The organism is Stenotrophomonas sp. FW305-3-2-15-E-LB1, assembly GCF_058787375.1.
The window spans coordinates 331,410-341,730 of sequence record NZ_JBYSZR010000002.1; the positions used below are offsets into that span (position 1 = coordinate 331,410).

General features: G+C 69.6%; 11 protein-coding genes. 5 read left to right on the forward strand and 6 right to left on the reverse strand.

The genetic code is table 11. The features are described 5' to 3' along the window. Positions 1 to 2 precede the first annotated feature (2 nt). The 3 genes from AC3WL7_RS03235 to AC3WL7_RS03245 are packed head-to-tail and all read right to left on the reverse strand — an operon-like array spanning position 3 to position 2,501. Positions 3 to 1,256 (reverse strand): ABC transporter permease, encoded by a 1,254-nt coding sequence (locus tag AC3WL7_RS03235; RefSeq protein WP_492749301.1) that lies wholly within the window; start codon positions 1,254 to 1,256, stop codon positions 3 to 5. Continuing rightward, positions 1,249 to 1,965: an ABC transporter ATP-binding protein gene (locus tag AC3WL7_RS03240; protein ID WP_492749302.1), complete on the reverse strand. Its 717-nt coding sequence runs from the start codon at positions 1,963 to 1,965 to the stop codon at positions 1,249 to 1,251. The genes AC3WL7_RS03235 and AC3WL7_RS03240 overlap by 8 nt, the downstream gene beginning before the upstream one ends. Continuing rightward, a complete protein-coding gene (locus AC3WL7_RS03245) occupies positions 1,962 to 2,501 on the reverse strand; it encodes a ZrgA family zinc uptake protein (RefSeq protein ID WP_492749303.1) in 540 nt (179 codons plus the stop codon). The genes AC3WL7_RS03240 and AC3WL7_RS03245 overlap by 4 nt, the downstream gene beginning before the upstream one ends. A 32-nt stretch (positions 2,502 to 2,533) precedes the next feature. Here AC3WL7_RS03245 and AC3WL7_RS03250 point away from each other — a divergent pair, with 32 nt between their 5' ends. After that, the gene (locus AC3WL7_RS03250) at positions 2,534 to 3,010 is read left to right on the forward strand and encodes a MerC domain-containing protein (RefSeq protein WP_492749304.1); all 477 of its coding nucleotides are present in this window, start codon (positions 2,534 to 2,536) and stop codon (positions 3,008 to 3,010) included. Positions 3,011 to 3,057: 47 nt separating this feature from the next. Here AC3WL7_RS03250 and AC3WL7_RS03255 read toward each other — a convergent pair whose 3' ends face one another. Beyond that, positions 3,058 to 3,972, reverse strand: coding sequence for a LysR family transcriptional regulator (locus tag AC3WL7_RS03255; RefSeq protein WP_492749305.1), 915 nt, complete (start codon positions 3,970 to 3,972; stop codon positions 3,058 to 3,060). A 117-nt stretch (positions 3,973 to 4,089) separates the two neighbouring features. On the opposite strand from AC3WL7_RS03255, the gene AC3WL7_RS03260 reads away from it, so the two are divergent. Then, positions 4,090 to 5,508 carry an aldehyde dehydrogenase family protein gene (locus AC3WL7_RS03260; RefSeq protein ID WP_492749306.1) on the forward strand — a complete coding sequence of 473 codons (1,419 nt, stop codon included), beginning with the start codon at positions 4,090 to 4,092 and terminating at the stop codon, positions 5,506 to 5,508. 13 nt (positions 5,509 to 5,521) lie between these two features. On the opposite strand, the gene AC3WL7_RS03265 is transcribed toward AC3WL7_RS03260, so the two are convergent. Continuing rightward, a complete protein-coding gene (locus tag AC3WL7_RS03265; RefSeq protein ID WP_492749307.1) occupies positions 5,522 to 6,424 on the reverse strand; it encodes a LysR substrate-binding domain-containing protein in 903 nt (300 codons plus the stop codon). A 114-nt stretch (positions 6,425 to 6,538) separates the two neighbouring features. Here AC3WL7_RS03265 and dkgB point away from each other — a divergent pair, with 114 nt between their 5' ends. After that, positions 6,539 to 7,342, forward strand: a complete 804-nt coding sequence (dkgB, locus tag AC3WL7_RS03270; protein ID WP_492749308.1) for a 2,5-didehydrogluconate reductase DkgB — start codon at positions 6,539 to 6,541, stop codon at positions 7,340 to 7,342. Positions 7,343 to 7,353: 11 nt separating this feature from the next. After that, positions 7,354 to 8,298 (forward strand): TIGR03571 family LLM class oxidoreductase, encoded by a 945-nt coding sequence (locus AC3WL7_RS03275; protein WP_492749309.1) that lies wholly within the window; start codon positions 7,354 to 7,356, stop codon positions 8,296 to 8,298. Between the two features lie 93 nt (positions 8,299 to 8,391). Here AC3WL7_RS03275 and AC3WL7_RS03280 read toward each other — a convergent pair whose 3' ends face one another. Further along, the gene (locus AC3WL7_RS03280) at positions 8,392 to 9,285 is read right to left on the reverse strand and encodes a LysR family transcriptional regulator (RefSeq protein ID WP_492749310.1); all 894 of its coding nucleotides are present in this window, start codon (positions 9,283 to 9,285) and stop codon (positions 8,392 to 8,394) included. A gap of 106 nt (positions 9,286 to 9,391) precedes the next feature. On the opposite strand from AC3WL7_RS03280, the gene AC3WL7_RS03285 reads away from it, so the two are divergent. Next, a complete protein-coding gene (locus tag AC3WL7_RS03285) occupies positions 9,392 to 10,135 on the forward strand; it encodes an SDR family oxidoreductase (protein ID WP_079225234.1) in 744 nt (247 codons plus the stop codon). The last annotated feature ends 186 nt before the right edge of the window (positions 10,136 to 10,321 follow it).

Sequence of the window (10,321 nt, forward strand, 5' to 3'; positions counted from 1 at the left end):
GTTCAGCCCCCCGCCGAGAGGCCGTCGGCCACGGTGCGGCGGTAGGCCAGCAGCGCCGGCACCAGGCCGGCCAACGCACTCAGCAGCAGCACCCCGCCCACCCAGGCCAGCTCGCGCAGATCCGGCCAGACATGGGTGATCGACAGCCCGAAATTCGCCAGCGCCCAGCTACGCCCGGCCAGGCTGGTGCTGACCAGCACGGCAAGCGCCAGCACGCAGGCCATGCCACTGGTCGCCACCGCTTCCAGCACCAGCAGGCTGGCGATGTAGCGCGGCCGTGCACCGGTGGCGCGCAGCACGGCCATTTCGCGGCGGCGCTCCTGCAGGGTCGACACCAGCAGCGCCACCAGCGAGACCAGGCCCAGCAGCACCACCATCGCGCTGATCAGCTGCAGCGCCCGCTCGGCGGTACCGAGCGACTGCCACAGCTGCTGCAGGGTTACACCGGGCAGGATCGCGAGCAGGGCCTCATCGGGATAGTCATTGATGGCGCGCTGCACCGAGAACGTGGCAATGCGCGAGTTGAGGCCGAGCATGAAGGCGGTGATGCTGGTCGGCGTCAGGTCCAGGTGCCGTGCTTGCTCGGCGCTCACCGCGTGCCCGCGCAGCTGCACGCCGGAGCGCCAGTCCACGTGGATGGCCTCGATCGCCGGCAACGACACCAGCACCGAAGAATCCACCGGCGTGCCGGTACGCTGCAGCACGCCGCGGATGCGGAACGGCTTGTCGGCATGCCTGGCCAGGGTCACGGCGGCAGTGCCATGGGCCAGGATCATTTCATCACCCACCCGTACGCCCTGCGCGCGGGCGACGTCGGCGCCGATGACCGCATCATAGAGATCATCGAACGGCGTGCCCTCGGCGAAGGCGAGCGGGTGCCCGGCCCCGTAGCGGTAATGCTGGAAGTAGCCAGCGGTGGTGCCGATGACCCGGTAGCCACGCCAGGAATCACCCAGCGACAGCGGCACCGCCCACTTCACCTGCGGCAGCGTGGACAGTTCCTGGTAGGACTGCCAGGACACGTTGTTGGTCGGGTCACCGATGTGGAAGACCGAATACAGCAGCAGGTTCACCGGCCCCGAGCGCGCGCCGACAATGAGATCGGTGCCGGAAACGGTGCTGGCAAACCCCTCGTGGGCCTGCACGCGGACGCGCTCCACGCCCAGCAGCAGGGTCACGCTGAGGGTGATGACCAGGACGGTAAGGGCCACGCTCAGCGCACGGCTGCGCAGGCTGGCCCAGGCAATTTCAAGCATGGACGGCTCCGGCGTGGTTGATGTCCTGCAGTTGCACCACGCGGTCGAACAGCGGCTGCAGGCTCTCGTCATGGCTGACCACTACCGCCGTGGTGCCGGCTGCCGCACATTGCGCCGCCATCAGTTGCAGGAAGGCGGTGGCGGCGCCACGGTCGAGGGCCGAGGTCGGCTCATCGGCCAGCAGCACCGCAGGGCGGCCGATCAGCGCACGCGCGGCGGCCACCCGCTGCTGCTGGCCCACGCTGAGCGTGCCGGCCCGGCGCAGCAGCAGGTCCGGCGGCAGCTGCAGGGCCTGCAGCAGGCGCTTGATCTCATCATCGACCGGCCGGATCTCATCATCGACCGGCCGGCCCACCCGCCCGCTGCGCAGTGGCGAGAAGCGCAGCCCCAGCGCGATGTTGTCGCGCACGCTGAGGAACGGCAGCAGGTTGAACTGCTGGAAGATCACGCCCAGCTGATCGGCGCGGAAACGGTCGCGGGCCGACGGCCTGAGTGCGTGCAGCGGCGTACCGGCGACCCTCACCTCCCCCTGCTCCGGCGTCAGCACGCCCGCCAGCAGGCCCAGCAGGGTGCTCTTGCCCGAACCGCTGGCACCCCGCAGCAGCACACTGCTGCCCGGAGCAATCTGCAGCTGCGGGATATCCAGCACGGCGCGCCCGCCGTAGCTGAAACGCACCTGGTCCAGTGCGATCACCGCGGCGGACGTCATGGCGCCAGCACCACGCGCAGGTTGTCGGCGCTCAGCACGGTGCGGCCCTGGCCGGCCGCGGTGGCCGTGTTGACGATGACCTCGTGCAGGTTCGGGAAGGCCTTGGGCAGCGACAGCACCAGCACGCGCAGCGCGGCGGGGTTGGCGCACTGGTAGCTCAGCGCGGCAGTGAAGCCTGCGTGCGCATGCTTGCCCGCTGCAGTGGCCGGCGTCGCCGCTGCGGCAGCGAAGCCTTCGGCGTGCGCGTCACGGTGCAACGGCGTGCACTGCGCTGCGCTGGGCAGGGTCAGCCAGTCGGCACGCTTCAACGCAGCCAGTGCCGAGTCCAGTGCGGCCTGTTCGACCGGGGTGGCCGGCGGCCGTTCGAAATCGAGGATGCCGATGCCCGGTGCCTGCAGGGCGAGTTCAAGCCTGCCCTGGTCCAGGGCGAGGTCGACGGTGGCCTGGCCATGCACGTGGGCACCGAGCTGGCGCACGTCGTGGGCGTGCACGGCGGGGGCGGCAAACAGCAGGAACAGCAAAACAGAACGCTTCATGGGGGAGTCTCACGTTGTTACGATGTAACATTATGGACCACATCCCCACACCGCCCGCAAGGGCATTGCCCCAGCCGCCTGTTTCGGCACGCTGGCACCCCCGCCTCGACCTGGCCGGCGCCTGGCTGTCCCTGGCCTGCGCTGCGCACTGCGTCACCCTGCCCCTGCTGTTGGCCTTCGTGCCTGCGGCGATGATGGCGCTGCGTTCGTTCCAGCACCCGGCCCACGGCGCGATGACCGCGCTGCTGGTGATGTCACGCTGGGAATGGGTGTTCGCCCTGGTGGCGTCCAGCGTGGCCGTGGCAAGCACCGGGTCCGGCTGGCGCCGGCATGGCCAGGCCGGTCCGCTGCGCCTGGCCGCGTGCGGTGCGTTCGCGCTGCTGTCGTCCTCGCTGTACCTGCCACTGAAGGAATCGCTGGTGTGGCATGGCGTGGCGACCGCCTTCGGCGGTGTGCTGCTGGCCGCTGCGCATATCCGCAACCGCCGGGCGCTGCACCGCCCCCGGTAGTCATCCACCTTGGTGGACGCTCAAAACATGCCAACCAAGGTTGGCCTCTACCCGGCGTCGGGGGCCAACCCCTGTGCATCGCGTTCGCGCAGCAGGTCGGCGAAGGCCTTCAACGGCGGCGGCAGGTGCCGGTGGCCTGGGAAGTACAGGTACAGGCCGGGGAACGGCGGGCACCAGGCATCCAGCACCGGCACCAGCGCGCCGCTGTCCAGGTCATCGCGGATATGCCATTCGGACAGGAAGGCCAGGCCAACCCCAGCCAGCGCCGCCGCCCGTGCCGCCTGCAGTTCACCCACCACCAGGCGCGCCGGTGGATCAACCTGCAGCACCTGGCCGCGGTGTTCCAGCTCCCAGCGATACACGCCGCCGTGCGACAGGCGCATGCGGATCGCGCCGTGCCCGGCCAGCGCATCGGGCGTGTCCGGCGTACCGTGCGCGGCCAGGTACGCAGGCGACGCGACCACGCGCATGCGCTGCTGCCGATAGAGCGGCAAGGCCACCATGTCCTGTGGCACTTGCTCATGCAGGCGCACGCCGGCATCGAAGCCATCGGCGACGATGTCCACCAGCCGGGCCTCGGCGGACAGCTCCAGCCGCACCTGCGGGTAGCGCTGCACGAAGGCCGCCACCAACCCGGCCAGCATGCGCGTGCTTTCCGGCGGAACACTGATGCGCAACGCGCCACTGGGGTGCTGCGCGTCGCCGTGCAGTTCTTCGGCCGCCGCCTGGATCTCGGCCAGCGCAGGGCCGATGCGCGCGACGTAGCGTGCGCCGGCTTCGGTCAGGGCCACGCTGCGCGTGGTGCGGTGGAACAGGCGCGCCTGCAGGCGAGCCTCCAGGTTCGCCACGGCATGGCTCAGCGCCGAGGTGGACATGCCCAGTTCGCGCGCGGCCGCACGGAAGCTGCCGCGAAGGGCCACGGCCAGCACGGCATCAAGTTCAACCAGCCCGGAACGATGCATGGCTCGCCTCCAATCATCCCGAAAACCGGGACACCCCATCCACGATAGACCGGATTCCCCGCACGGTCGAGCAGCGCCAGACTCTGTCCACACCCTCTCACTCCCCAGGAACCGGCCATGCAACGCATCGACCAGCACTTCATCAACGGCGCTTTCGTGGCGTCCCACGGCCAGCACCTTGCCAACCTGCACAACCCCGCCACCGAAGAAGTCATCGGCACGGTACGGCTGGGCGACGCGGTCGATGCCGAACGTGCAGTGGCCGCGGCCAAGGCGGCTCTTCCCGCACAGGCCGCGCGCAGCGTGGCCGAGCGCCTGGCCATGCTCGGCCGCTTCCGCGATGCGATGGCCGAGCGCCGGGATGCCCTGCACGCGGCGGTGCTGGCCGAGTACGGTGCGCCCTCGGCCCGTTCGCGCTGGATGGTCGAGCACCCCGTGCAGGTGATCGACGAGGCGATGCGCGTGCTGGCCGATTTCCCGTTCCAGCGCAGCGTCGGCCAGGCCCAGGTGCATCTGCTGCCGGTGGGCGTGGCCGGCCTGATCACGCCCTGGAACAGCAATGCGTCCTTCATCTGCGGCAAGCTTGCGACCGCGCTGGCGGCCGGCTGTACCGCCGTGATCAAGCCCAGCGAGATGTCCGCGCTGCAGACCCAGGTGGTGATGGAGGCGCTGCACGCGGCGCAGCTGCCGGCCGGCGTGGCCAACATCGTCAACGGCCTGGGCCAGGACGTCGGCGCCGTGCTCAGCGCATCGCCCGACGTGGCCAAGATCTCCTTCACCGGATCCACCGCCACCGGCCGCGCGATCCTGCGGTCCAGTGCGGACACCTTCAAGCGTGTCACCCTCGAGCTGGGCGGCAAGTCGCCCACGGTGATCCTCGACGATGCCGACCCGCAGGCGGCCGCAGCGCTGGCCGTGCAGGCCGGTTTCATCAACAGTGGCCAGGCCTGCATTGCCGGCACCCGCATCCTGGTGCCCGAATCGCGCCGGACGGCGTTCGAGGGTGCCCTCGCGGCTGCCGTACACGCCGTGCGCAGTGGCGACCCGCGCGATGCCGCGACCACGGTCGGGCCGATGGTCAGCGAACGGCAGTGGCAGCGCGTGCAGGGCTACATCACGACCGGCATCGCAGAAGGCGCGCGGCTGCTGGCCGGTGGCGAAGGGCGCCCCGAGGGGCTGCAGAAGGGCTGGTTCGTGCGCCCTACCCTGTTCACCGACGTGCGCAACGACATGACCATTGCCCGCGAGGAAATCTTCGGGCCGGTGCTGTGCGTGATCGGCTACCGCGACGAGGAAGAGGCGGTGGCCATCGCCAACGACACCGCCTACGGATTGAGTGCGCTGGTGATCGGCAGCGATGAAGCGCGGGCGACGGCGGTGGCGCGGCAGATCCAGTCCGGCCGGGTGCTGGTGAATACCCTGTGGCATGAGCCGATGGCCCCGTTCGGCGGCATGAAGCAGTCGGGCATCGGCCGCGAGAGTGGCGCGTGGGGACTGGAAGCGTTCCTGGAGGCACAGACGCTGGTGGTCGGCTGACCCACGCACGCCATCACTCGTCGAACGGCCGTTGCCCCAGCGTCTGCGTCACATGGTCCACGAAACAGGTGATGCGTGCCGCCAGGGCGGTGTTGCGGTAGTAGACCGCGTTGATCGGCTGCAGCACGTCCTGGGTCTGCCGCGCGAACAGCTGCACCAGCCGCCCTGCGCGGCGATCCTCACGGGTGAGGAAGTCGGACAGGCAGGCAATGCCCAGCCCGGCCACGGCCATCTGCCGCAACGTTTCACCACTGGACGAGGCGATGGCCGGCTGGATGACGAACGGGCCACCGTCGGCGTCACGCAGCGGCCATTCGTTGAGCGAGCTGGGCTGGGTGAAGCCCAGCAGATCATGCTCGCGCAACTGGGCAATGCGGCTGGGCGAGCCGCGCCGCTGCAGGTAGTCCGGGCTGGCCACCACGCGGATGCGGCTGTGGCCGATCGGCCGCGCGTGCAGGGTGGAATCACGCAGCACGCCGATGCGGAACGCCACATCGGTGCGCTTCTCGATCAGGTCGGTGATGCCCTCGTTGGAGTTCAGTTCCAGCTCCACCTGCGGGTAGCGTTCGCGGAAGCCCGCCAGCAAGGGCACGATCACGTGCAGCATGAAGGGCGTGGCGGCATCCACACGCAGGCGTCCCACTGGCTGCAGGCGGCGTGCGGCCATCTGTTCCTCGGCCTCGTCCACCGTGGCCAGGATGGTACGCGCGTACTCAAGGAACGCCGCGCCTTCTTCGGTCAGTTCAAGGCGCCGGGTGGTCCGCCGCAGCAGCGTGGTCTGCAGCTTGTCCTCCAGCCGTGCAAGGGTACGGCTGGTGGCCGAGATGGTCAGCTCCAGTGCCTCGGCCGCTGCGGTGATCGAGCCGCTGTCGACCACCGCGACTAAGGCCTTCATCTCATCCAGCGTGGTCTTCATTCTTTACTCCGGCGCAAAAGCGTTTCCCGTATACACGGCTTAATCGGCAAATGTAAAGCCGCCAGACTGGCCCCCGTCGGAGCACTCCGCTCCCCTTCCAGCCTGGAGCCATCCATGAGCATTCCTTCCTTTGGCGTCGGCACCTTCCGCCTGACCGGCCAGACCGTCATCGACTCGGTGCGCAACGCGCTCGACGTCGGCTACCGCGCCATCGACACCGCGCAGATCTACGGCAACGAGGCCGAGGTCGGCCAGGCCATCGCCGAATCCGGCGTGCCGCGCGAGCAGCTGTTCCTGACCACCAAGATCTGGGTCGACAACCATGCCGCCGACGCGCTGATCCCCAGCCTGCGCGACAGCCTGGCCAAGCTGCGCACCGACCATGTCGACCTGCTGCTGATCCACTGGCCCGCCCCCGGCAGCGCCGTCGAGCTGCGCGAATACATGACCGCGCTGGCTGAAGCGAAGACGCTGGGCCTGGCCCGGCAGATCGGCGTCTCCAACTTCAACATCGAGCTGACCCGCCAGGCCATCGACGTCGTCGGCGCCGGCCAGATCGCCACCAACCAGATCGAACTGAGCCCGTACCTGCAGAGCCCGGCGCTGACCGCGTTCCTGAAGGACCAGGGCATCGCCGTGACCTCGTACATGACCCTGGCCTACGGCAAGGTGCTGAAAGACCCCGTGCTGGCCCGCATCGCCGACAAGCACCAGGCCACGGTGGCCCAGGTGGCGCTGGCCTGGGCGCTGCAGCTGGGCTACGCCGTCATTCCCTCATCGACCAAGCGCGAGAACCTGGCCAGCAACCTGCTCGCCCAGGACCTGCATCTGGATGCCGAGGACATGGCCGCGATCGCCGCGCTGGAACGCAACGGCCGCGAGGTCGACCCGCCGGGCCTGGCACCGGCCTGGGACTGAGGCGCATCGACATGGGCAGTGCGTTGACGCGTCTGCGTGCCGGTGGCTTCAGCATCGGCATCGAAGCCCCCCTGGACAATGACTGGACGCCGCTGGGCGAACAGGCGCGCCGCGCCGCGCGGCGCCTGCCCGGCGAACCCGACCTGCAGCGGCATGCCGAACTCGCGCGGCTGGCCGACCGCCTCGGCTTCCGCGCGCTGTGGGTGCGCGACGTGCCTGTGTACGACCCTGCCTTCGGCGATGCCGCGCAGGTGTTCGAGGTGTTCACCTACCTGGGCTACCTGGCCGGCATCACCGACAAAATCCTGCTGGGTACCGGCGCGGTGGTCCTGCCGATCCGCGAGCCGCTGCTGACCCTGAAGTCGGCGCGCAGCGTGCAGCAGCTCAGCGGTGACCGCCTGCTGCTGGGCGTGGCCAGCGGCGACCGGCCCGTGGAGTACCCGCTGTTCGGTCGTGACTTCGACACCCGGGGCAGCCGCTTCCGCGACCAGGTCGCGCTGCTGCGCGAGGGCGGCGCCGCGCACCTGCCGCAGGGGTTGGACGTGCTGCCCGCGGGCGGGCCGGCGCTGCCGCTGTTGGTGGCCGGCCTGGCCCAGCAGCAGCCGGCGTGGATCGGCCAGCACATGGACGGTTGCCTGGCCTACCCCGGCACGCCGCAGGACCATGCGCAGCGTGTGGCGGCGTGGCGTGCGGTCGCGGGTGACAAGCCCTATGCCAGCTTCATCCACCTGGACCTGCTGGCCCAGGCGGACGCGCCGTTGCAACGCTGGCGCTTCGGCCTGCGCGGCGGCCGCAACGCCCTGCTGGCCGAACTGCAGGCCATGCAAGCCGCCGGCGTGGACCACATCGGGCTGCAGTTCCGGCGCAACGAACGGCCCTTGGCCGAAACCTTCCATGAGATCGCCGAGCATGTGCTGCCGCACTTCACGGCGCACGCTCCTGCGATGGCCGTCTGAGCCAGGCGCTGGCCAGTGCTGCCAGGTAGTGCCGGCCGCTGGCCGGCAACTGCGTTGCGCCCGCGTGGCAGAGGTGCCGGCCAGCGGCCGGCACTACCCGTCCTGGTCGAATACCCCGGCCACCCAGTCGATGAACACCCGCAGGCGGGGAGAAGGCGTGCGGTTGCGCGGGTAGACCACGCTGAGCGGACTGGGCGTGGGCGGCGCCTCCGGCAGCAGCTCGACCAGCTGCCCGCGCGCAATGTACGGGTCCATGCGGTAGCGAGGCGCCTGGATGATGCCCAGCCCCGCCAGCGCTGCGCCAAGAAACGCATCCGCGCCGGAAACGCGCACCCGTGCCGGCAGCGGCAGGTAGCGGACCTGCCCAGCGAGCTGGAATTCCAGCGGAATCAGCTGCCCGGTGGCGCTGGATCGATAGCCGACCATTTCGTGGCCGTCCTGCAGGGCATCGATGCTGCCCGGCACGCCGCGGGCCTGCAGGTAGCCAGGCGAGGCCACCGTGACTTCGCGCAGCAAGGCCAGCCTTCGCGCGGCCAGATCGCTGTCGGCCAGGCTGCCGACCCGCAGCGCCGCGTCCACGCCTTCCCGCAGCAGGTCCACGTAGCGGTCGCCTTCGCTGACATCCAGTTCAATCTCCGGGTAGCGCTGCAGGAAGTCCGGCAGGTGCGGAAACAACAGGTGGCGGCCCAGCGTGCCGTGTACCTCGATGCGCAGCGGGCCGCGTGGCGGCACGTCACGGAAGGCGGCCTCGGCATCGTCCATGTCGGCGATCAGGCGCAGGCAGCGGCCGTAGAACGCCTCGCCTTCCAGGGTCGGCACCACCAACCGCGTGGTCCGGTGCAGCAGGCGCACGCCCAGGCGCTGTTCCAGCGCCTTGATCGCATCGGTCACCGTGGCCCGCGGCAGGCCCAGGTCTTCAGACGCGCGGGTGAAGCTGCGGCGCTCGACGATGCGGACGAAGGCACGCATGGCGGTGAAGCGATCCATTGTTCGGCCTGCCGGATGATGTTGGCGGATCATGCCAGATTATCCGGACACGCGACTGCGCGAAGATGACCCTGCGCCGATCGGGCGTGTCCTGCTGGAACCGAACATGACCGTTGCCTCCTCCCCTTCCGTCGCCCTGGTCACCGGTGGCTCGCGCGGTATCGGCGCGGCCATCTCGCGTCGCCTGGCTGCCGATGGCCATGCCGTGGCCATCAACTACGCCGGGCGCCGCGATGACGCTGAGGCGCTGGCGGCCGAACTGACCGCCGCCGGGGGCCAGGCCATCGCACTGCAGGCCGACGTCGCCGACCCGCAGGCCGTCCGCCAGCTGTTCGATGCCATCGAGGCGCGCTTCGGTGGCGTCGACGTGGTGGTCAACAGTGCCGGCGTCCTGCAGCTGGCCGCCCTGGCCGACAGCGACGACGCACTGTTTGAGCGGGTGATGGGCATCAACCTGAAGGGCGCGTTCAACGTCCTGCGCGAAAGCGCGCGACGGGTCCGCGACGGCGGCCGCATCGTCACCCTGTCCACCAGCGTGGTCGGCATCAAGCTGGAGAACTACAGCGTCTATGCGGCCAGCAAGGCAGCGGTGGAGACGCTCGGTGCGATCCTCAGCAAAGAGCTGCGCGGGCGTGGCATCACGGTCAATGCGGTGGCACCGGGCCCGACCGCCACCGATCTGTTCCTGGATGGCAAGTCGCCGGAGCTGATTGATCGCCTCGCGAAGATGAATCCGCTCGAGCGACTGGGTACGCCGGAAGACATCGCAGGCGCGGTGGCGTTCCTGGCTGGCGCTGATGGCGGATGGATCAACGGCCAGGTGCTGCGCGCCAATGGCGGGATGGTGTAGCCGGATCCCCATGACGGGCGGACGGCATCCACGCGTGGCGTGGATCTACTGCCGCCTATCGGTAGCGCCGGGCCATGCCCGGCGGTGGTACGGTGGCTGTCCAAGCCCTGTAGAGCCGAGATCCTATGTTCGTGGTCAAGCCTGCTGGAAGCAGGCTTGACCCACTTTCAACATGGCTGGGTCGAA

Excerpts from the sequence above, each read along its gene's own strand:
- AC3WL7_RS03235 (WP_492749301.1), bottom strand. The coding sequence starts at position 1,256 with ATGCTTGAAATTGCCTGGGCCAGCCTGCGCAGCCGTGCGCTGAGCGTG.
- AC3WL7_RS03240 (WP_492749302.1), bottom strand. The coding sequence starts at position 1,965 with ATGACGTCCGCCGCGGTGATCGCACTGGACCAGGTGCGTTTCAGCTAC.
- AC3WL7_RS03245 (WP_492749303.1), bottom strand. The coding sequence starts at position 2,501 with ATGAAGCGTTCTGTTTTGCTGTTCCTGCTGTTTGCCGCCCCCGCCGTG.
- AC3WL7_RS03250 (WP_492749304.1), top strand. The coding sequence starts at position 2,534 with ATGGACCACATCCCCACACCGCCCGCAAGGGCATTGCCCCAGCCGCCT.
- AC3WL7_RS03255 (WP_492749305.1), bottom strand. The coding sequence starts at position 3,972 with ATGCATCGTTCCGGGCTGGTTGAACTTGATGCCGTGCTGGCCGTGGCC.
- AC3WL7_RS03260 (WP_492749306.1), top strand. The coding sequence starts at position 4,090 with ATGCAACGCATCGACCAGCACTTCATCAACGGCGCTTTCGTGGCGTCC.
- AC3WL7_RS03265 (WP_492749307.1), bottom strand. The coding sequence starts at position 6,424 with ATGAAGACCACGCTGGATGAGATGAAGGCCTTAGTCGCGGTGGTCGAC.
- dkgB (WP_492749308.1), top strand. The coding sequence starts at position 6,539 with ATGAGCATTCCTTCCTTTGGCGTCGGCACCTTCCGCCTGACCGGCCAG.
- AC3WL7_RS03275 (WP_492749309.1), top strand. The coding sequence starts at position 7,354 with ATGGGCAGTGCGTTGACGCGTCTGCGTGCCGGTGGCTTCAGCATCGGC.
- AC3WL7_RS03280 (WP_492749310.1), bottom strand. The coding sequence starts at position 9,285 with ATGGATCGCTTCACCGCCATGCGTGCCTTCGTCCGCATCGTCGAGCGC.
- AC3WL7_RS03285 (WP_079225234.1), top strand. The coding sequence starts at position 9,392 with ATGACCGTTGCCTCCTCCCCTTCCGTCGCCCTGGTCACCGGTGGCTCG.